Annotated in this window: 12 protein-coding genes; 7 read left to right on the top strand and 5 right to left on the bottom strand. The window is 46.2% G+C overall.

Translation table 11 applies throughout. The annotated features are described in order from the left end of the window. Entirely contained in the window at window positions 1–1,173 is a 1,173-nt protein-coding gene (locus tag H6F98_RS07965) for a mechanosensitive ion channel domain-containing protein (RefSeq protein WP_313929815.1), read from the bottom strand. 114 nt (window positions 1,174–1,287) lie between these two features. On the opposite strand from H6F98_RS07965, the gene H6F98_RS07960 reads away from it, so the two are divergent. From H6F98_RS07960 to H6F98_RS07950, 3 genes are all read left to right on the top strand, one after another. Then, window positions 1,288–2,418: a potassium channel family protein gene (locus tag H6F98_RS07960; protein WP_192218137.1), complete on the top strand. Its 1,131-nt coding sequence runs from the start codon at window positions 1,288–1,290 to the stop codon at window positions 2,416–2,418. 169 nt (window positions 2,419–2,587) lie between these two features. Continuing rightward, window positions 2,588–3,178, top strand: coding sequence for a Crp/Fnr family transcriptional regulator (locus H6F98_RS07955; RefSeq protein ID WP_192218136.1), 591 nt, complete (start codon window positions 2,588–2,590; stop codon window positions 3,176–3,178). 69 nt (window positions 3,179–3,247) lie between these two features. Continuing rightward, window positions 3,248–3,973, top strand: coding sequence for an SDR family oxidoreductase (locus H6F98_RS07950; protein ID WP_192218135.1), 726 nt, complete (start codon window positions 3,248–3,250; stop codon window positions 3,971–3,973). A 118-nt stretch (window positions 3,974–4,091) separates the two neighbouring features. Here H6F98_RS07950 and H6F98_RS07945 read toward each other — a convergent pair whose 3' ends face one another. From H6F98_RS07945 to H6F98_RS07935, 3 genes are all read right to left on the bottom strand, one after another. Next, entirely contained in the window at window positions 4,092–5,369 is a 1,278-nt protein-coding gene (locus H6F98_RS07945) for a DUF389 domain-containing protein (RefSeq protein ID WP_192218134.1), read from the bottom strand. An 88-nt stretch (window positions 5,370–5,457) separates the two neighbouring features. After that, window positions 5,458–6,570 (bottom strand): S-layer homology domain-containing protein, encoded by a 1,113-nt coding sequence (locus H6F98_RS07940; RefSeq protein ID WP_192218133.1) that lies wholly within the window; start codon window positions 6,568–6,570, stop codon window positions 5,458–5,460. A 219-nt stretch (window positions 6,571–6,789) separates the two neighbouring features. Beyond that, on the bottom strand, window positions 6,790–7,359 hold the full coding sequence (locus tag H6F98_RS07935; RefSeq protein WP_192218132.1) for a DUF3611 family protein: 570 nt from the start codon (window positions 7,357–7,359) through the stop codon (window positions 6,790–6,792). Between the two features lie 409 nt (window positions 7,360–7,768). Between H6F98_RS07935 and H6F98_RS07930 the strand changes: the two genes are divergently transcribed. Further along, entirely contained in the window at window positions 7,769–8,707 is a 939-nt protein-coding gene (locus H6F98_RS07930) for a DUF2382 domain-containing protein (RefSeq protein ID WP_192218131.1), read from the top strand. A 114-nt stretch (window positions 8,708–8,821) separates the two neighbouring features. Here the strand turns inward: H6F98_RS07930 and H6F98_RS07925 are convergent, their stop codons facing one another. Continuing rightward, window positions 8,822–10,099 (bottom strand): pentapeptide repeat-containing protein, encoded by a 1,278-nt coding sequence (locus tag H6F98_RS07925; RefSeq protein WP_192218130.1) that lies wholly within the window; start codon window positions 10,097–10,099, stop codon window positions 8,822–8,824. Between the two features lie 299 nt (window positions 10,100–10,398). On the opposite strand from H6F98_RS07925, the gene H6F98_RS07920 reads away from it, so the two are divergent. The 3 genes from H6F98_RS07920 (at window position 10,399) to H6F98_RS07910 (ending at window position 22,008) form a co-directional block, all read left to right on the top strand. After that, entirely contained in the window at window positions 10,399–12,141 is a 1,743-nt protein-coding gene (locus H6F98_RS07920; RefSeq protein ID WP_192218129.1) for a tetratricopeptide repeat protein, read from the top strand. A gap of 208 nt (window positions 12,142–12,349) precedes the next feature. Further along, window positions 12,350–14,905, top strand: coding sequence for a CHAT domain-containing protein (locus tag H6F98_RS07915; RefSeq protein ID WP_199348363.1), 2,556 nt, complete (start codon window positions 12,350–12,352; stop codon window positions 14,903–14,905). A 338-nt stretch (window positions 14,906–15,243) separates the two neighbouring features. Continuing rightward, a complete protein-coding gene (locus H6F98_RS07910) occupies window positions 15,244–22,008 on the top strand; it encodes a filamentous hemagglutinin N-terminal domain-containing protein (protein WP_192218127.1) in 6,765 nt (2,254 codons plus the stop codon). Window positions 22,009–22,103 lie beyond the last annotated feature (95 nt).

The raw sequence follows: 22,103 nt of genomic DNA, 5'->3' as shown, positions 1-22,103 counted from the left end.
CTAAATAGTAATAGGTGAATCAACATAGATAGTTGGCTCTTCTATAGTGAATTCAATTCCGTGTTTTTGCAACTTTTGATTAATATTTTGGCTAGCAAGATAGAGGAGTTGACGCCGCAAATCCATGGAAACTTCACCCGAACCTAAAATGAAGAATGTAATTTGGGCTTGGGTTTTCACTAGCTCATTTTTTCCAAGTAATTCCCGAAACGTGACTTCTGTACTTTGAGTGTCAATTCCAAAGATATCTGTACTACTTTCCATAATGACTTGCTTAACAAAAGCTTGGTCTTCGCTGGAAATGGCTTGATAGAAGTTTAAATACATGAGAGCTATAACTTTTTTTGCCCCTGTAAAGTTCTCAATACTCACCTGGGTAAGAGAACTGTTCGGCACAACAACCAACGTTCCTTTTCCAGAGTTACGAATTTTTGTTGAACGCAAGCCGATAGATTCCACACGACCAAAAGTTCCATCCGGTAAGCCAATATAGTCATCGACAACAAAGGGGCGATCAAGATAAATAACAATACCACCGAGTAACTGTTCTAGGGTCTTTTGTGCGGCAAAAGCAACAGCAAGACCTCCAACTCCTAAGCTTGCAACTAAGCCTAAAATATTAATTTGATGTGTTTGTGCAAAAACAATAATAGCAAGGACAACAATAATTGAATTAGCAATGAGTTTAGAGAGAATCAAGAGTTCGCTATTGAGCTTACGCCCGCTTTTAATAGCAGCATCTAGGAGATAGACATCAAAAAACTGCTTAAAGAGCCGATTTCCAAACCAACTCCCGGTAATAGCTAAAGTTAAACCCAAGGGAATTTCAATTAAACTCAACTCACCATTGTTGAAAATTAAAAGCAGTATAATATCAGCAACAAAGAGTGAGCTAACAACCCATAACAAACCTTCATAAGGTTCAACAACTTTTTGATAGGCTTCTGTAACCTTAGGAGAAATAAAATTACTGAACATTGATTGAAGTACTTGAGGAATTGAAAGGCTACCGAGAAATGCGAGTATCCCTATCAATCCCAGTAGTGCTAGTTGCAAGACTGGGTTAATACTCCAGACCTCCCAAAGAGAATCAAGCATGAGAAGAGGAAATTCCAAATACGTCAGCAACAGTGCGTCTAAGTGTGCAATCTGTGTCGTAAGATACTTTGGCACCGTGCGCTTTCAGTTTATTACAAGTTTCTGTTGAAAAAATACAACCTCAGGGGGAAGTGCCGATGTGAGGTAGCAAAAAAGTTTAGTCTTTAGTGGGGTATCCCGGAGGTTTTGATGAATTGGTTAGCACAAATAGTAGGTGTAGGAGTTGTGATTCTGGCGCTCATAGACATCTACCTGACTGTGCTGTTCCCTCGCCTTGGCAGCAGCTTACTCAGTTTGCCACTCAGCAAAGGGATATGGTGCCTCTTCCGGTTGGCTGCACGCGCTATTCCCTTCAAAGGCGATCGCTTACTCTCTCACGCTGGCTCCGTAGCACTCATCGTCATTGTAGCGGCATGGATATTTTTTTTGAGCTGCGGGTTTGCCCTGCTCATCTGGTATGAGTTGGGTTCCAGTATTCAGGAGACTGAAGGAATGACGCCTACTGGTTTTGCCACCGCCTTTTACTACAGTGCCTACTCCTTCACGACGCTTGGTACAGGCGACATTCTGCCAAAAACAGATATCCAACGGCTGCTGATGGTGTTGGAGGCAGCACTTGGCTTTTCAACCTTCACTTTGACTATTACCTACCTCTTGTCGGTATACAGCGCACTCATAAAACGCAACACCTTTGCTTTGAGCTTACATCACCGCACATCTGGTACAGCCGACGCAGTAGAACTCCTGGTTGGGTTTGGAGCCAATAGCGAATTTAATGGTATCCAGCAGGATATTTCTAACATGGCTAGGGATTTGATAAACCTACTGGAATCGCAACACTCTTACCCGATACTGCTTTATTTTCGCTTTCGACAAACTTACTATGCTCTGGCAAGACTGCTACTTTTGTCGCTGGATACAGCCACCTTAATTAAAAGTGCATTGAATCCTGAAGAGTATCGTTCGCTAGTACGCTCTACGGCAGTAGCTGAGTTGTGGGGCGGCAGTCTACAAATACTAACTGAAGTATCTTGCACATTCCTGCCAAAGAATCATCCCAATATCAACGAGCGGCAAGAGCAGTTGTGGCGGCAGCGGTATTATCATGCAGTGGAAAGGTTGAGATCCGAGGGAATAGGAACGGTAACAGATCTAGAGGAGGGCGCTACCTCGTACATTTCTCTTCGTCGAAAATGGCAACCTAACTTAACTGCACTTACTAATTACATGGCTTACGAATGGAGCGACATGGCTCCTGCTGAACGTTTAGGGAACAAACGCGGGGACGTGGAGAGGGAAAGACGGACAGGCAATAATTGAAAATTATGGTGTGGATCTTATAGCCCCCAAACCCCTGATGAGGATAAATTCAGGACTTACGCACTCAGCCAAATCAGCAACGGTAGAATGAGGCTTCCAGCTTCTCCACCAACGCTCAGAACAACGAGATTGCGTTTCAGTCTCATTACGGATACATTGCGTTTTAGATATGCTGACCCAAGAGCTGACCCAACTTATCGCGATACTACGATCACTCATCAATCTACCAGAAGGCGAAGTCATCAAAGCTACGAACCTATTTCAAACTTCCACCTTGAAACGAGGTAATTTTTTTATTTGTGTGGGTGATGTCCCAAAAACAATTGGGTTCGTAATATCCGGCATCCTGCGCTTATATTATGTTGATCGTGACGGCAACGAATATACGAAATCATTCTGTGCTGAGAATAGCTTTGTTGCAGCCTATAGCGCGTTGCTATTGGAACAGCCTTCACGACTTTTTATTCAGGCATTGGAGAAGACAAAGCTACTCATTGCCGATTATTCAGCTTATCGATCGCTTTGTGAAAACCATACCTGCTGGCAAGCGCTAAATTGCAAAATTGCTGAAATCTTATTCATCAAGAAGGAAAAGCGAGAAAGTGCTTTGCTATTGGATGATGCCAAAACTCGCTATTTGAGTTTTCAAGAGGAATACCCTGGCTTGGAAACTCGCCTCAAGCAACATCATATTGCTTCCTACCTCGGCATCACTCCTGTAACCTTGAGCCGAATTCGTGCCCAATTGAAATCGCATTAACCTATGTTAATGCGTTACCACAAGCTCCAGTCTAGGATGGCTTCCATACCCTAACAACTGGTGTAATTTATGAACACGGCTCACAATACTGTTTTGATTACAGGCGGCACATCAGGAATAGGTTTCGCTCTCGCCCAGCGATTTCTTCAGGAGGGAAATGCCGTGATTGTGACAGGCACAAATGCCCAAAAAGCCGAAGCCGTGAAAAGCAAATTGCCAGCGGTTACCGTCGAGCTTGCAGACATGCGCGATCGCCAAGCACTCGACAAGTTAGTCTATAACTATCCTGACGTAAACATTCTCATCAATAATGCAGGCGTTCAGTATAACTATGACTTTGCCGAGCCTGCGATCGCAGTTGAGCAGATTGAAGCTGAACTAGAGATTAACTTGCTCAGTCCTCTGTATCTGACAAAACGTTTTCTCCCGCAACTTCTGACTCACTCCACTGCTGCAATTATTAACGTTTCGTCAGGGTTGGGCATTGTGCCAAAGCAAAGTGCCCCAGTCTATTGTGCTAGCAAAGCCGCGCTACACAGTTTTACCAAAACCTTGCGATGGCAGCTTGAAGCAACCTCTGTTCGAGTCTTTGAGATCATTCCACCGCTTGTGGATACTGCCATGACACGAGGACGGGGACGCGGCAAGATTAAACCAGAGGCATTAGTCGAAGAATTTTGGCGTGATTTTAGCCAAGATCGATTTGAAATGCGGATTGGTAAAACCAAATTACTGTTTGCGCTTGGGCGTTTCATGCCAACACTTGCAGAACGTATTATGCGCTCTGGGCTTTAACAACAATAGACCTCTTGCACCAATAGAACTCAATGTGGAGTCGATTTATCGCATGGCGTATATTGCGTTACGTCATTTTAAACAAGCAGGCAGCTTCCCAACAATCCCGTTAAATTCTCTATTGCGGCGCTTCCAGAACGCTGACATCAATTAACGGTGTGACGTTAAACCCCTGCTCAAGTAATTGCGTTTGAATAGTGCTTGTGAGGCGAGAGCGAATCTCCTCAGAGGACTGGGTGACACCTGCTTGACGCTGAACATAAACGGTACCTAGCAGTGTGTTCTGCCCTTTGATGTTCACAGGAGGGAAATGAACATTCGCTTCCACCAGATTTGCCAAACCGCTATCATTCACCACCTTCTGAATCTGAGCAGTAGCACGTTGCTCACGGCTGCTGCGCTGAAGTTCCGGGGAGGTAGAAAACTGCCAAGTCAGCAAGCTCAAAAGCATCAGCACCGTAGCGGCAAGGATAACCGGAAACATCCAGCGCTTACCACGGCTATAGCGGGTTCCCTGAGGAGTCAATCCATAGGTGCGGAACATCAGGGAAGCCGATAAATTAATCCCAACCAATTGCAGGAATAGCACAAAGACACCGTTCAAAGCCATATCCCAGCGACCCATCGCGCCTGCCATGCCCACCACTCCGGCAGGGGGGGCAAGCGAAGCCGCAACCAGCATCCCAACGGCTGCCCCTGACACGAGGCTACTTCGTTCCGATTGGACAAGATTGAGAGCACCTGCCGCACCCGCAATGAGTGGAAGCAGCACCGCCACGGCTGAGACAGTACTGGTTGAATTCATTGAGGATGTCACAACTTCCTGTTGCAAAATCAGGCTGAGCGCTCCAGCTACAGTGATTGTCACTGCCAGGGCTGAAAAGTAGCGTAATAGGCTCCGTTTGAGCAGTTGTGCATCGCCGCGTGCTGTAGCGATCGCAGCATTCATCGCTGGGCCTGCAAACGGTGCAATCAGCATCGCCGCAACGAGAAGATAGCTACTATTGGTGAACAAGCCAATCCACACCACCACACCTGCTGCCGCTGCATACCCCAGAAAGCCTTTCCAGGAGCCAACACTTTGCAAACCTGAGAGAAATACCTCGATCGGGCTGCGTGCCTCCACATTTTTCACCTGCTGAGGTGCTTCTGATGCCGGAGGCTGCAAGGCTATTACTCCACGAGGCAACAGCGTGATGTGCAAGTTGGGTAGTGGTTCTAACTTTTCTAGCAGTTCCTCAACCTTGCCATTGGAGACGTGAACGATTACTACGTCTAATGGTTCATCCTTCCCAGTCGCTTCAAACTGAGCAAGATTCGCTCCGTTACAAGCCTTGGCGATGTCAAGAACCTTTTGACCACATCCCCGTGGAACCTGTACAAGTAGTTGACGCATTGCTCTCCCTCTGTTCTATAGTTGCTGTCCGGAAAGCAGAATTGAGGTTCCACCCTCTACTGCCTCGCTTGATGGGAAACGCGAGAGTCTATTGAGCCGTTTGAGTGTTTTGATTGCTTTGATTGCTGTTAGGAGGGCGATTAACAATATAATTAGATGCTTCTACGTTACTAGGAAGCTGTTCTATTTTTCCTTGAGCAACCAACGCTTGATAAATAAAAGCAGCAACATCCCCACGGCTAGCAGGTTGAGTAGGATTGAGAATCTGCTGATTGGGATAGTTGACCACGATATTTGCTTTTGTGGCTGCTGCTACATTACCGACCGCATAGTAAGGAATCTCCTTGGCATCTACATAGTAGTTGCTAACAGTAAATGAGGCAGGACGTGTCGAAGACAAACCTGGCTTACTTGCTGCTGATGATGGCGAACTGCTAAGAGGTACACTTTGGTCACTCGCTACCGATGAAGGCGACTCACTAGGAGATACACCTTTGTCACTCGCTACTGATGAGGGCGAATCGTTAGCAGGCATCATTTGACTATTCGCTGGAGGAGTTACCAGTGGCTGCATCAAACTAGTCATTGCTAGAGGGATAAACAAAGGCTTCTTAGTTGTTCGACGTGTGCTTACTGGTTGTGTGGTTGCTTGACTCGTTGCTGCTTGACTCGTTGCTGCTTGATTCGTCGTAGTTTGAGTTGCGGATGCTGTCGGACTTGTTGAAGACAAATTCAAGTTCTTCTCTAAAGCAACTAATGCCTCAACCCTAGAAATATCTTGATTTGGACGAAAGAAACCCCCAGGATAGCCCGTCATAAATCCTGTTTGGTAAGCTTCCTCAATTGCTGAAGCAGCCCAATAGTCGGAAGGAACATCTTTATATACACTTCCACTTGCTATTTTCCGAACGGGTTCTTGGTTAAAAGCTTTGCGGATTACTGCCGCAAATTCATCACGCTGCACTGGCTGATTAGGTTTATATGCTCCATCAAGATATCCCGCAAGAATGTCTTTTTCAGCGAGGGGTTCAATAAATGGACGCGCCCAGTGGTCTTGAATATCAGGAAAGCTCGCGTTTGAAGTTGGAGCCGCTACTACTGCACCTGAAGCCAAATTTACTAACGGTGCAACTGCACCTATTGCTAATCCTAGAGTTAGGAAGGCTACAGTTTCTGATGACAGACGAGGGAAGTTGAACATGGTAAATAGCTCCTAATTTTTTTGCTCTTTTAAAAAAAACTTTACATATAGAAATTCTCATTTCAGTGAGGTACATCTAATTTTCTTGTCTATTCCCAATTCCCTTCGGGTGCGCTTCCTCGTCCGGAGGTTCCCTCCGGATGCCAGCGTCACCCAATTCCCGAAAACCCAGAAGTCTGTACCTCATCCACATGATAATCGCTATATTTTTCTTCTCTCCTACTGATCTACCCACTCAAGTAGACCAAGAGAAGTAACGCCTCCTACAAAGTGGGCACCAATCATATTGATATTGGCTAACACGACAAAAATATCCAGTGAACGAATGACATTTTGACGGTTATAGACTGCTATCCCTTGAGGTTCGGCTAGAGCTTTTGCCAGTACCACTACGACGCTTAATTCAGAGGCTAAGAAAGCTAACAACACTCCCGCCAAACTAACAACTAGTCCAATTTGCAGAACTTGAATTATCTCTTCCTTTTTGGGATGTACGTCGCGATTAGCTGACTGTAATCGTTTGGCTAAACGTCTGTAGCGGAAAGCCCAATACACTCTGAAGCACAGCAACAAAATTCCAACAATAGCTAAAAAGATACCCAATCCAATGCCTGCATTATCTGTTTTAACGCTGAGATTACGGCTAAAGATAGCTAACAATAAAGCAATGGCAGAAATACCACCCAGCACCAACTGTATCCACAAGCTGAATCGGCTAACTGTGCGAAAAGTATCAGCAAATCGTTGTTTAGTTGGTGGTGGTAAGTAAGAGCCTAATTGATTTGACATATTCATCCCCCTTTAGCATGATTAATCTAGTAATGTAATATAGAACCTAGGTTGCTTGAAAAAACACTTCGTTTATGCAAAAACCTGTCTAATTCATTAGTCGCTTGCTGTTCAAGTTCTTTTAGCAAAACCCTTAATTTATTAGATATAGCGACTTTAACGGCTTTGCCTTGTACAGAGAATCTGTGCTGTTGAACATTATACTTATTATATTAGAGATGATTTGATCTGGATCAAGGTATAAATCAAAGTTTAGACGGGGTTTATCTGGAAAATCACAGTCTTTCTAAACACTAATCCTCAGCCAGTTTAGAAGGTTTGTAAACGATAAATATAGATGTTTACTAAACACTTGTTTTTTCATGATGGCAAGGATAATTTTGTTAGTAGATAATTGGAGAATAGAAATATGGTTCTTTACAAGCTCGAAGACTTTGACCCAAATTACCGAGACACTTTTGGTGATGAAATCAAGGGATATGATGTTTATGCAGACAGAACTGATGAAAAGATTGGCAGCGTCAAAAATATCCTAGTTGATGAGTCAGGTCATTTCCGGTATCTCGTCGTTGACACAGGCTTCTGGATTTTTGGTAAGCAAGTACTGCTACCAGTAGGTCGTTCCAGCATTGACCATAATTCACGGCACATTTACGCCCTAGGGTTCACCAAAGACCAAGCGGAAAATTTACCTGAGTTCAACGACAGCTTGAGAGTTGATTACGATTATGAAGAGCGGGTGCGGGGGGTTTATCGTACTTCGGCTACAGAGACACCTGTGCAGAAATCGGCACCTGTGGGGGCATCTCCATCTGTAGAGGCATCAGCACCTTTAGATCCTGCGCCTGCCTATGCAGCTCCTGGTGTTACCTCTAATCAACCTCGCAATGCTAGCTACAACCGCGATACCTACACCTACCAGCATGATTCTTCTCTCTACGACATGAATGAGCAGGATCATCAAACTCTCAAACTGTATCAAGAACGGCTGATTGCCAATAAAAAGCGCGTTAAGACAGGAGAGGTAACAGTTGGCAAACACGTTGAAACAGAGACGGCACGAGTTTCGGTACCTGTTGAAAAGGAGCGAGTTATCGTTGAGCGTACTACTCCACAAGATGCTAAAACTGTAGTTTCTCCTGGTGCAAATGCCTTCCATGAAGGGGAAGTTGCACGTATGGAAGTCTACGAAGAGACTGCTGACGTTCAAAAGAAAGCTTTTGTGCGTGAGGAAGTCAATGTCAGGAAAGAAGTAACGCAGGAGACGGTTAATACCCAAGAACAGCTTCGTCGAGAAGAGCTAGATGTGGATACCGACGGTAAACCAATTGTAGATAAAAAGGTTTGATACCAATTGAGTTTAGGCTTGCAAGAAAAGCAAAGGGCAACTGAGTTTGGTACTGCAAGCCGCCCCAATGGGAATGTCCAACTGGATAGTTATTTCCGCCGTGCTGTACTAGCTTCAATTTCTTCCACATTTAAACTCACTTCCACTGGGAAAAATTGCGCCACAGAAGTTAGTTCCTCCTACTTGAATGCCTTGAAGCCTAGCTCTTTGCAAGTTTGCTTGGCTCAAGTTTGCTCCTTCTAGCTGTGCATTTGTCAGGTTAGCTTGACTCAAGTTCGCTTCGCTTAAATTAGCACCACTTAAGTTGGCACCCGTAAGATTTGCCCCGCTAAGATTTACCTCACTAAGATTCGCTTGACTCAAGTTAATATTGCTCAAGTCTAAACCACTAAAATCTGTACCCGTAAGGTTAAGACCGCTCAAATCTGCGCCAACTAAATCCACATTCCTCAACGTTACTCCTTCTGGAACCGCCCCCTGCAAGCTGACGCCCCCCAAGTCAGCATTGCTCAAATCTGCTCCCCTTAGCTCCGTTCCTTCTAATATTGCGCCTGTAAGATTTGTCTCCCGCAGATCGGCTAGCGTAAGGTTAGCATCCTCAAGATTACTTGATTGCAAATTTGCGTTACTCAAAATCGCACTTGTTAAATCAGATTCGCTCAAATTTGCGCCAGTTAAGTTAGCACTTCCGAAATAAGTGGCTGCAAGGTCAGCATTACTCAGATTTGTGCCAGTAAAATCTGTTTCTCTCAAATCTGCTGCTCGTAGACTGCTTTGTTGCAAATTAACTTGGCTCAGACTTGCGTTTCTGAGATTGGCGATGAAAAGATTAGCTTCTCCTAAATTCGTGCGATTGAGATTACTCCCGCTTAAGTTCGCCCCCTCAAAAGTGGCTCTCTCTAAATTTGCGCCTTCTAAGTTAGCCTGTCTCAAGTCAGCACCATCCAAGTTTGCTCCGGCTAAGTCCGCCTCAGTTAGCTCTTGACCCTCTACTCCTTGAGTAACCAACCGTTGAACAATCCGCCATTTGTCTGCAATGATTGTCCGGTCGTTAAATACTGTATTTTTAAGACTTGCCCCTTCAAGATTCGCATTGTCGAGATTCGCATCAGAGAGATTCGCGTTTCTGAGGTCTGCGCCTTCGAGATTTGCCTCTTTGAGATAAGAACCTTGTAAGTCTGCACCATTGAGGTTAGCGCCTTGCAAGTCTGCGCCCCGTAAATTAGCTTGTCGCAGATAAGCTCCTGCTAAATTAGCCTCTTGCAGGTCACATCCTGCACATTCTCGTGTGTCTCGTAGTTGTTTGACATCATCAGGGTCTGCTCCTTGAGAGGGGAGAGCAAAAAGTAGAGGGAGGCAAAACGCGATCGCAAAAGGTTTTAGAGCAATCATAGGTCTTCCGTTGGGTTCAGCTATAAGTGTGAGATACACGGCTGAACATCTAATTGGGTACGCACGTTAAAGATGGAAGTGTGCAGCGTTGAGGAATGAAGAAAACTTGTTTACTCAATACCCTGAATCTTCACTATCGCAACACTTTAAGACTCGTGACAAGTCAATTGACGTGAGTCTAGTTTATGCGATGATCGATGGTCTAGACTCACAACACTAATAAAGTTTCACGTCAGTCACAACTTTACAGGGTAATCACTACCGTTGTCTCATGCTGGCAAATAGACAGGTAAAAATTGATGCGGCTTCTCGGAATAGGGTTGAGTTTGACGGCAGTTGTAGGCGGTCTTGGAGCGTCATCACTTACCCTAGCTGCGAGTACCACCCAGACCTTGAGCCAAGATGCTGGACTTACTACTCTTACTGCCCAATCTGGGTTAGAAGACCTGGAAGATTTTGATTATTGGGTAAATCGTTGCGATTTACTGATATCTGCCCAAAAGTATGAAGAAGCTTTAGCGGCGTGTGAACAGGCAATTACGTTACGACCTAAAAGTGCAAGCATTTGGGCAGTCCATAGTGGGATTCTCCTGAACCTCAAGCAATATCCCGAAGCGATCGCCTCAGCAGACAATGCCTTAAAATTTGACGACAAAAACTCACTTGCCTTCACGTATCAGTGCATGGCATACTCTGCCCTCAAGCAAAATGAAGCGGCGTTAGATGCTTGCAATGAAGCACTACGGGTGAATGGCAACTGGGGAAATCGCGCTCCGGCTTTAGCTTGGTACTATCGGGGAATTGCATTGAGTCAGTTGGCAGACGATGAACAGGCGTTAGTTGCCTATGACCGGACGCTATTGCTGGAACCCAACGATTCTCAAACCTTAACGGCTCGCTGTGAAGCCTTGCTCAATTTGCGACAGTACCCAGATGCGATCGCATCTTGCCAGCAAGCATTGGCAGGTAACGGGAATTGGGGTGATAAAACACCAGGACTTGCCTGGTACAATCAAGGGCTAGCTCATACCGAACTCAAGCAGTATCCCGAAGCGATCGCGGCTTATGACCGGGCATTAAACCTTGAGCCAAAAAATGCTCAGATTTGGGCAAATCAGGCGCAACTGTTTGAACAACTCGAACGCAATACCGAAGCCCTAACTTCTTACCAACAAGCCATTACTCTCAAACCGGATTTTTCACGGGCATTAGTCGCGCAATGTGGACTATTAAACGAACTCAAAACCTATGAACCAGCACTGGAGGCTTGTACCAAGGCACTTCAGGGAGATGGGACTTGGCGAGAAGCTGGTGCTGCCGAAGCTTGGCATCAACAAGCACACGCTCTTGGTGGTTTGGGACGTTATGAAGAAGCCCTGGCAGCCGTGAATCGTGCGGTTGGGCTGAACCCTGATTATGCTGAAGCTTGGAGCAATCGCAGTGCCGTCCTTTGGTACTTGGAGCGCTACGATGAGGCACTGGCTTCCAGTAAGCAAGCGATCACTCTTAATCCTAACTATGCGCTAGCTTGGGCAAACCAAGGCAGAATTCTTCGTAGTATCAATGACTACGAAGCGTCTCTAGAAGCCTATGAAAAAGCACTCGAACTTGAGCCAAATAACGCGCAAGTTTGGGCAAATCGGAGTGTTGTGTTGTGGCATTTAGGACTCCACGAACCCGCCATCTTCTCTGCCAATCGCGCGATTAATCTCAATCCAGAATTAGTGCAAGCCTGGTATAACCGAGGAGTCGCCTTGGTTGCCCTCCAACGGTATGAGGAAGCCTTAGAATCTTACGAACAAGTGCTTGAGCTTGCACCGGATAATGCAGACGCTTGGACAGGGCAAGGTCTGATTTTAGGTCAGTTGGGACGCATTCCAGAAGCGATCGCAGCACTAACCACTGCTCTAAAGCTTAATCCCCAACAATCCCTCGCACAAACCGCTTTACAAAGAATTGCGCTGCAACAGCAGCAACAACAGTCGCAGCAACAACAGCCGCCGCAACAACAGCCGCCGCAACAGCAACAGCAGCAACCCTAGCCTGCCCTCATTAACCCCAGACACAACAATGAGCAACAGACAGCGAAGACATTCCTCAGAACCTCTACCTCTAAGGTGGGCAGTGCCCACCCTACTACGAATAGTAATTAAACGAGCAATTTGCGTAAGTCCTAAGCACAAACGACGGTATTGGAGCGATGTATTAAGGCGCGTAAGGGGTTGGGGATTCTTACTGCTTTCATTAACAGTGGCGTTTTGCCTTGTTACCTTTCCTCGCTTGAGTACCGCTCCAGTTTTAGGCGCTTCTCCTGTTAACTTGAGTGTGAATAGCACTAATCCTCAAGCCTTGCTTCAGCAGGGAAGAACTCTCTACGAATCCGGGCAGCTATCAGCAGCAGCAGCAATTCTCCAGCAGGCAGTTCAGGGGTATCGTGCCCAAGGAGATGCACTCTCGACAGCGATGAGTTTAAGTAATCTGGCTTTAGTGTACGAGCAGTTAGGGTCTTGGGCAGAAGCCAACCAAGCACTAAGCCAAAGTTTAGAGATTCTGCAAACGCAACGGGATTTAGATAATCAGCGCCTTTCGGTGTTAGCACAAACGCTGGAAATTCAAGGACGGGTTCAACTCGCTCAAGGACAAGCGGAAGCTGCACTGGCAACTTGGGAACAAGCCGCAACAATCTATAAGCAAGTTGGCAACGAAATTGACGCGACGCAAACCCAGATTCGGCAAGCACAAGCACTACAAATTTTGGGGTTTCATCAACGAGCGATCGGACTTTTGCAACCCTTGTCTCAAAGTTTAGAAAATCAATCCGATTCACCGACTAAGGCGATGGGGTTACGCAGCTTAGGAGAGGTGCTGCAAATTGTGGGCAATCTCGATCAGGCTTATTCTGTAACGCAGAAGAGTTTGGAAGCAGCGCAGCGATTGCAACTTCCTCAAGCCATTGCCTCAGCGCAACTCAGCTTGGGAAATATTGCCCGTGCCCAGCAAAAGAATGAAGAAACACTCAACTTTTATCAACAGGTTGCTAAGGGTTCTGGTTCTCCAACGATAAAATTACAAGCTCAACTTAATCAACTGAGTTTCCTTCTAGAAACTAACCAAGTCTCCCAAGCTCAAGCTCTTGTATCTCCAATTCAACAACAAATTAATACGCTGCCTCCCAGTCGCACTACGGTTTATGCCCAAATTAACTTTGCTCGGAGTTTGACTCGCTTAAACCAATTGAATAGTCCATCAGTGCAGAGTTGGGCTGATATTACCCAAGGGTTAATTACTGCACGAGGACAGGCAGAGGCATTAGGTGATCAACGCGCCCAAGCCTATGCTATGGGTCATTTAGGCGAGATTTATGAACGAACAAAGCAATGGAATGAGGCGCAAAGTTTAACGGAACAAGCGCTGTTTCTCTCCCAAAAGATTAATGCCAATGATATGACTTACCGTTGGCATTGGCAGATAGGGCGGATACTAGAAGCACAGGGGAAGCCGGAAAAAGCGATCGCAGCTTATTCTAGTGCGGTTGATATTCTCCAATCTTTGCGAAGTGACCTGGTTACAGTAAATCCAGAAGTCCAGTTTTCCTTTAAAGAAAGCGTTGAACCGATTCACCGAGAGTTGGTGAGTTTGCTGTTAAAGGATAACGATGGCAAGTCCAGTCCAGAAAAGTTGGAAAAAGCACGACAAGTAATGGAGTCGTTGCAAATTGCGGAACTGAATAATTTCTTGCGGGAAGCCTGTCTGGATGTGCAAGCGGTAAAACTTGATGAAGTGGCTGGAGTGCAGCAGGTGGCGGTAATCTATCCGATTATCCTGCCAGATCGCTTGGAGGTGATTATCAACTTGCCAGGGCAGCAGTTGAGCCACAAGTCTACGAAAATTACCAGCGAGGAAGTGGAAGCGTTGGTCGAGCGATTGCAGGGTGCTTTGTACAATCGCATTAGTTTGGAGTTTCGACCCTTAAGCCAGCAAGTTTATGATTTGCTCATCCGTCCGATTGAGCAGGATTTGGGTCAGAGTCAGGTGAATACGTTGGTGTTTGTTTTAGATGGGGCGCTGCGGAATATTCCGATGGGGGCGCTCAATGATGGGCAACAATATTTATTGGAGAAATATGCGATCGCTCTCACTCCAGGATTACAGCTTGTCAGTCCCAAACCGTTACAGCAGAAAGATCTAAGTGTCCTAGCCGTTGGCATCACCGAAGCACGGCAATGGCGTTCTCAACAGTTCTCTCCACTACCCAACGTTGAGCCAGAACTCAAGACAATTCAGGCGGAATTACCGACACGCATCCTACTCGATGAAGATTTTACAATCGAGCGATTCAAAGCAGCCGTGAAAAGCTCTGCGGCTCCCATTGTGCATCTTGCTACTCATGGTCAGTTTAGTTCTCGGCAAGAAGAGACGTTTATTTTGACTGGGGAAGATAATGTTGCGATCGATGTAGGACAGCTAAACAGTTTGCTGCAATCGAGTGAATTAGGGCGTTCTGAACCGATTGAGCTACTAGTGTTGAGTGCTTGTCAAACGGCATCGGGCGATAAACGAGCAGCATTAGGGTTAGCAGGAGTTGCCGTTCGGGCAGGGGCACGGAGTACGGTAGCAAGCCTTTGGTCGGTGAATGACGAGGCAACGTCTATGCTAATGGGTCGGTTTTATGAGGAGTTAGCGCGTCAGGATGTCACGAAAGCAGAAGCGTTGCGGCAAGCCCAACTGTCTATCCTCCAAGATCCACGTTTCCGACGCCATCCTTATTTTTGGGCACCGTTCATCCTAGTAGGGAACTGGTTGTAGCTTCTTTCGCAGAAGAATTTAAAGATTGTGACAACCTTTCGGCGGATACCTGAGGATGGAATAGAATATGGTTTCCTAGACTAGATCCTCAGATAGATGCGTTAACTGAAATCTTGCCCAGTCTCCCTTTGCAAGGGGAATTTAGCTCCCTCCCTTTAGTAAGGCTACGGTGCATACATAACTTATTCTTTCTGATGCAAACTTCGTTTAAACCCCCTAAAGCCCCCTTGTTAAGGGGGACTTTGACTCTAGTTCTCCCCTTTCTAAGGGGGGTTAGGGGGGTAAGAAATAGCTAGGTATCCCCTTCAATAACAGACTGTTTGGCTGGAGGTACAGCAATGACTCGCTTCGGAAATCATGGTGTTTGGTCGTTAAGCCTTGCGAGTGTCATGGCTGTCATTGGGGTTATCACAGGTAAGACTGACCCCACTCTTGCTCAGATTGTTCCTGACCAAACGTTGGGGACGGAACCGTCTCAGGTCATGCCGAATGTCGATGTGCGGGGAGGGTTGGCTGACCGAATTGATGGAGGAGCAGTCCGGGGGGTTAACCTGTTCCACAGTTTCGGGGAGTTTAATGTTAGGGATCTGCAACGAGTTTATTTTGCCAATCCGGAGGGGATTGAGAATATTTTGGGGCGGGTGACGGGAAGTAACCGCTCCGATATCTTTGGGACGTTAGGGGTAGATGGTGGGGCAAACCTATTTCTGATTAATCCCAATGGCATTGTCTTTGGTCCCAATGCTCAACTGGATATTCGAGGGTCGTTTGTTGCGGGGACAGCGGATCGGTTTAAGTTTCCCGATGGTAGTGAGTTTCGAGCAACAAACCCTAATGCACCGCCTTTGGTAACGGTGAATATTCCCATTGGTTTGCAGTATGGTTCAGAACCGCCTGCGGCGTTGGTGAGTGAGGCAGATTTAGCAGTGGGACGGGACTTAGCACTATCTGGCGGTAGTGTGACGAGTACAGGACATCTTTCAGCACCAGAGGGACTGGTTGTTGTGGAAGGAGTGGCTGGCGATGTGCAGGTGCAGGATGTTACAGCGCAGTCAGCGACTCTTTATTCTAGTCAAGTGCTCTCGTTGGAGGAAAGTCAGCTACGAACGACAGGGGACTTGAACTTGCTGGCAGATCAGACAGTTCGGGTGCGGGATAGTGTACAGAATCCGTTTTTGGCACTCTCCGGAGGGAATCTTTTAGTTCAAGGGACTGATAGTGTTGATATTTTGGCGTTGAATCATCCTCAGACTCCGTTTCAGTCAAGAGGAAGTTTGACGTTAGTGAGTGATGGGAATGTGTCGGGGGATGCTCACTTTTATAGTGGTGGTGGTTTCTCGATTCTGAATTTAGCAGGGGAACCTGGAACTTTTGTTAGTTTGTATGATCCCATTATTAGCGTCAATGGGGATGTCACGTTTGGGAATTATGAGGGAGTATCGCTCAAGGTTGAAGCGACAGGAAGCATTACAGCAGGAAACATTACTATTACAGGCCCCGATACTAGTCTTGTACAAAATACTCCTCTGAGAACTATCGGTAATGCTACTGCTACATTAAGTCTACCTGATGCCAGCACAGGCGTATCTAATATCAATACAGCTTTTATCTCAAATGCAAGTGGCTCGATTGTTGACTCAGAACTACAAACCCTCCTGGGTTTAAATAATACTTTGGATAATCTCGGCAATGGAAATGCTACTGAAGGTTCTGCGATCCAAGCAACCTTTTCAACCACAACCGCCAATCAACCTATTTCTTTTCAATGGCGGTTTGTTACCAGCGAAAGCACACCTAGCGTCTCTTTTAACGACTTTGCTTTTATTTCGCTATCCGGAACAACAACAGGTACACCACCTACACCAGTAACCTTAATAGCGTTAAACGAATTAGCTGACACTACTTTCTCAGGGGGCTTTTCTTCTCCCTCCTCTATTTCAGGGTTCAATGCAGAAACTGGACTTCAAGCATTTTCTACTGTCATACAAAATCCAGGAACATACAGTCTCAATATTGGAGTAGTAGATGTTGGAGATACAGGAGTTACCTCGGGAATTGAAGTACTAAATTCTTCGGGTATAAATCTGTCAGGCGATCCAGACATTCCCATTTTGCGCCAAAGTCCGGCTGTGATATTGAGAGCGGGTGTGGCTAGTTTGGCTAATAATCCACCTTTAAATCCACCTTCGGCACTTACCGCTGGAGGAACAACTTTTTCCACTACTACTCCATCATCGTCATTAGGAGACATTGTGGTGGGAAGCATTGATACTTCTAAGTCTCCAACCGGCGTTGCAGGTCCTGTAATTTTGGAAGCAACTGGCAATATTACAACGGCTAATATTCAAACATCATCTGTTAATCGTAGCGGTAATATTTCAATTGATGCTGGTCAAGCAGTTACTATCAATACTGCAAATATTAACAGCACAAGTAACGGAACTGGTGATGCCGGTAATATCGCAATTACAGGCGCAACGGTTTCCCTAAATAATACTGTAGTACGTGCAGATGCCTTTGGCTCTGGTAATGCAGGAAGTGTATCAATAAGCGCTGCTGATACGGGAACTGTCTCTCTTGATAGAAGTACAGTATCAACTTCTGTAGGTCGTGAATCTACAGGTAGAGGCAGTGATATTAGAATCACAGGCAGGACTGTTTTCTTGACGAATGGAGCCACCCTAGAAGCTCGCACTCGTGGTAGAGGAGTAACAGGAAGTAACCAAGGAGAAGCAGGAGATATTCTAATCGAAGCTAGAGATCTGGTTGAAATCTCTGGATTTAATCCAACAACAGGAATTTTCAGTCGAGTGTCTACTTCGTCTGATGAACCGAACAGTGGAACAGGTGGTGATATCACTGTCAATGTGCGTGATGGTAATGGTCTCTTGCGTGTCTCCAATGGAGCATTTCTAGATGCAACAACTAGAAGTAATTTTTCAGGAGGTAACATCAATGTTGATGTCAATACTCTTGAGTTGGTTAACGGCGGACAATTCCTGACAACGACCTTTGGTAATGGCCCTTCAGGCAACATTACTATCACGGCTTCTGGTCAAGTTACTATTGCTGGCATTGCTCCTGAGCTAGATGAGATAGCATCCCCATTTGATACTCTACCGACAAATACCACAACACTAGAGTTTTTAGATAGACCACTATTTACACCCGGAGCAAATTCGGACATAGAGTCTGCCGAAAGCATTCCTCACTATACGGTTCCTGGTGAGGGCAATGGCAGGTTTGCTTACTATTCATTTGATGTTGCATCAGCAAGTCTTGGTATCTTCGACATTGATTATGGTAGTGGCAACATTAATAATCCTGCGACTCCTGATGTTGACGAGTCAGTAGGCAGTATGGATACTGAACTTTTTTTGTTCGATTATGCTGGAAACTTACTGGCAACTAGTGATGACGCTACCATTTCGTTGGGCGAAGGCGGAAGTACAAGTGGTCTTGACTCTTACCTTCGTTATAACTTTTCAGCACCAGGTCGGTATGTTATTGGAGTTGGTGAATTTAACTCCTTCGCATCGAGTGGCTCACTGATTAGTGGCGATACACCAGATGGGATTAATAATGGTACAACTCCAGAAACTCCAGCAGACACCTATTCACTTCAAGTTTCACTAGAAGATGCAGGAACACCACCTTCTAGTCCGGTTCAAGTTCCAAACAGTGGATTATTTGCTCAAACAGAAGGAACTGGAGAAGGGGGGGATATTATAGTCAATGCTGCCTCCATCTCTATGGATGAAGGTGTAATTAATGCAGGAACATCATTCGCCAATTCAAACAGTAATGTAGACACAGAGCTTTTCCTCTTTAATAGTGCAGGGAATCTACTAGCTAGCAATGACGACTCTTCTACTTCAGTAGGTGCTGGTGGAAGTACAAGCAGCCTTGATTCCTATATTGACCATACCTTTACAACTGATGGTACGTTTGTGATTGGCGTTGGTCAGTTCAATTCTTTTGTTAATGGTGGATTAATAGAAGGTCAACCATTAAGCCCTAGTGCTTCTTACACGTTACAAGTTTCGATTCAAAATCAAGGTAATGAAGGTAGCGGTATATTCGTTGAAGCTGAACCCAATAATCCCATTTCCATCGCAACTCTCGTTAATGAGGCACAACTTCTTCCTTCAGAGGAATTCTCACTTGAAGCTAACTCACGTATTGCAGAATCAACCTTAATCCCCCATCTGTCTATTGGAGGTACAGGGGATGTTACATTCGACTACTATTCTTTTACAACGACGGCTGGTAGTCGTGGCATTTTTGATATTGATGTTGGTGGTGCTGGTGCCGCCGGAGATATTACACTTAATGCGTTGGGAGGTACTATTAGTACCGTCAACAGCGTCATATCCAATCAGGTAGAAGGTACTCCCGTTGATCCAGATGACACGGCTGAGATTCGGATGACAGCCAGTTCAATTGCTCTAAGGGAGAATACTAGAGTTAACGCCAGTACTACTGGAACGGGAGATGCTGGCAACGTATTTATAGAGGCAAATAACGGCGCGGTTTTGGTTGATAACAGCAGAATTTCAACCGAGGTACAGAATGGTGCAGAAGGTGATGGCGGAGATATAACAATCACTGCTAGACAGGTAACGGTACAAAACCAAGCCCAAATCTCTGCTGAGGTACAAGACGGTGCAGAAGGTGATGGCGGAGATATAGCAATTACTGCCGGACAAGTAACGGTGCAAGAGCAATCCCGAATTTCTGCTGAAACTCTAGGCACAGACCCCAATATACGCCAAGTGGGTGGCAATATAACACTCCAAGATCTAGATGCATTGCGAGTTCTTAACGGCAGTCAAATTTCAGCTTCGACAATTATTGGTCAGGCAGGTAGCATCAGCGTGAATGAGAATCAGGCAGCAGCGACATCTATAGAGATCATAGGAGAGAGCCGCTTGGCTGCCCAAGCTAGTGAGCCTGGTGGAAATGCAGGAAGCGTCACCATCAACGCACGGCAGTTAACAGCCAGGGAGCAAGCTGCGATATCTGCTTCCAACATTTCTGGTGAGAGCAGGGACATCATACTGCAAGGATTGGAAACGCTAAGTCTTAACAACAGTGTGATTGAGGCATCCACCCAAACAGGTCGAGCAGGCAGTATTGAGGTGAATGCAGATGAGGCAGCAGCAACATCTGTAGCACTCACAGATAGCAGCTTAGGTGTTGAAGCTGAGGAAGCTGACGGAGATGCAGGAAGCATCACAATCAACACTCAGCAGTTAACTAGCGATCGCTCCACAATATCCGCTGAAAATATTTCAGGTAACAGCGAGGGCATCATACTGCGAGGCTTGGAAACTTTAAGCCTTAGCAACAGTGGGATTGGGGCATCCACCCAAACAGGTCTGGCAGGCAGTATCGATGTGAATGCAGGTGAGGCAGCAGCGACATCTGTAGAACTCACAGACAGCAGCTTAGCTGTAACAGCTGAGGCAGATGGTGGGAACGCAGCAAGAGTTCTGCTCAATACTCGGCAGTTAACTAGCAATCGCTCCACAATATCCGCTGAAAATATTTCCGGAGTGAGCGACGGCATCATACTGCAAGGCTTGGAAACCCTGACCCTCAACAACAGTGACATTACAGCATCCACCCAAACAGGTCTGGCAGGCAGTATCGATGTGAATGCAGATGAGGCAGCAGCGACATCCGTAGAACTCACAGACAGCAGCTTAGCTGTAACAGCTAAGGCAGATGGTGGGAACGCAGCAAGAGTCCTGCTCAATACTCGGCAGTTAACTAGCGATCGCTCCACAATATCCGCTGAAAATATTTCCGGAGTGAGCGACGGCATCATACTGCGAGGATTGGAAACTTTAAGCCTTAACAACAGTGAGATTGAGGCATCCACCCTGACAGGTCTGGCAGGTAATATCAGTCTCAATGAGAATCAGGCAGCAGCCGAGTCTGTGTTCGTAAGTGACAATAGCGAGTTGTCGGTAGAAGCAACAGGTAGTAATGCCGACTCTGAATCAGGACTAATCACGATCAACACCCGTGAGTTAACCGTGGAAGATGACTCGACTATTTCAGCAGCGACAAATGCGGGACAAGGACGAGGCGTTCAACTGCAAAACCTGGAAAGGCTGAGCGTTAATAACAGTCTCATCTCTTCCTCCACCATAAGTGGTGTAGCGGGAGATGTGATAATTGATGCCAGCGATTCAGTAACGCTTAGTGGTACGTTTACTCCCTCACCGGGAAGTGAACCACAAGGAGGTGTAGTGGCAGCAGCTACGGCAGGAGGTAGAGCTGGCAGTGTCACTATAAATACAGGAGATTTGCTAATTCGAGATGAAGCAGAAGTATCCGTGAGCAGCCCATCAGGAATTGCAGGCAATGTTAACGTCAATGCTGACTTTATCGGACTCAACCAAGGCAGCATCACGGCTGAAGCGGGTCAAGGGGAAGGTGGTGCAAACATCGACCTCAACGCCTCTGGCTTCTTGCGTCTGGATAACGAGAGCCTCATCTCTGCTCTGGCAACAGGAAGTGCCACAGGTGGTAACATCAACATCAACGCCCAATACGTCATAGCATCTTTCCCCAAAGGCTCAGAAGGAAGTGATATCGTTGCTGATGCGGTTCTTGGCAATGGTGGGCAAATCACCATCAACGCTCTTGGCATCTTTGGTCTTGACTTTCGCCCAGCACGAACCCCTCTCAACGACATTACTGCCAGTTCTCAAGGTGGAGCCGCTGGAACTGTACAAATAACAACCCTTGGCATTGACCCCAGCCGAGGTTTAGCTGCCCTACCTCTAAACTTTATTGATGTCTCAGGCTTAGTCGGTGGGCAGTGTTCAGCAAGCGGTGCAGACGGTGAACTGAGCCAATTCACCATCATCGGACGTGGTGGCTTACCCCTCAATCCCACTGATCCCTTAGCACCCGAAGCTGAAGCATCCGATTGGGTCACTTTTGATCCTGAAAGCGATCGCATTTCCCCCCAAGCCCATACCCCAATCCGCATCACTCCCTTTACTTCTTCAGTCAGCCCTCAGCAACTCGCACAATTCCCGTCACTGTGCTATCAGTCTTGGTCAACATCAGCGATCGCACCCTAGAGCCATTACATTTTGTTAATACATTGCGTAATCGCTCTCAACTCAACTGATGTGTCAGTAGAAGCCGAACAATTCAATCCCTCTATTATTACCAT

The sequence above is a fragment of the Microcoleus sp. FACHB-SPT15 genome (genome assembly GCF_014849525.1).
Lineage (GTDB): Bacteria > Cyanobacteriota > Cyanobacteriia > Cyanobacteriales > Coleofasciculaceae > Symplocastrum > Symplocastrum torsivum.
This window is presented reverse-complemented; position numbering and strand designations above follow the sequence as displayed.

What these genes read in the sequence shown, in the direction of transcription:
- H6F98_RS07960 (WP_192218137.1), top strand. Translation starts at nt 1,288, where the DNA reads ATGAATTGGTTAGCACAAATAGTAGGTGTAGGAGTTGTGATTCTGGCG.
- H6F98_RS07955 (WP_192218136.1), top strand. Translation starts at nt 2,588, where the DNA reads ATGCTGACCCAAGAGCTGACCCAACTTATCGCGATACTACGATCACTC.
- H6F98_RS07950 (WP_192218135.1), top strand. Translation starts at nt 3,248, where the DNA reads ATGAACACGGCTCACAATACTGTTTTGATTACAGGCGGCACATCAGGA.
- H6F98_RS07945 (WP_192218134.1), bottom strand. Translation starts at nt 5,369, where the DNA reads ATGCGTCAACTACTTGTACAGGTTCCACGGGGATGTGGTCAAAAGGTT.
- H6F98_RS07940 (WP_192218133.1), bottom strand. Translation starts at nt 6,570, where the DNA reads ATGTTCAACTTCCCTCGTCTGTCATCAGAAACTGTAGCCTTCCTAACT.
- H6F98_RS07935 (WP_192218132.1), bottom strand. Translation starts at nt 7,359, where the DNA reads ATGTCAAATCAATTAGGCTCTTACTTACCACCACCAACTAAACAACGA.
- H6F98_RS07930 (WP_192218131.1), top strand. Translation starts at nt 7,769, where the DNA reads ATGGTTCTTTACAAGCTCGAAGACTTTGACCCAAATTACCGAGACACT.
- H6F98_RS07925 (WP_192218130.1), bottom strand. Translation starts at nt 10,099, where the DNA reads ATGATTGCTCTAAAACCTTTTGCGATCGCGTTTTGCCTCCCTCTACTT.
- H6F98_RS07920 (WP_192218129.1), top strand. Translation starts at nt 10,399, where the DNA reads ATGCGGCTTCTCGGAATAGGGTTGAGTTTGACGGCAGTTGTAGGCGGT.
- H6F98_RS07910 (WP_192218127.1), top strand. Translation starts at nt 15,244, where the DNA reads ATGACTCGCTTCGGAAATCATGGTGTTTGGTCGTTAAGCCTTGCGAGT.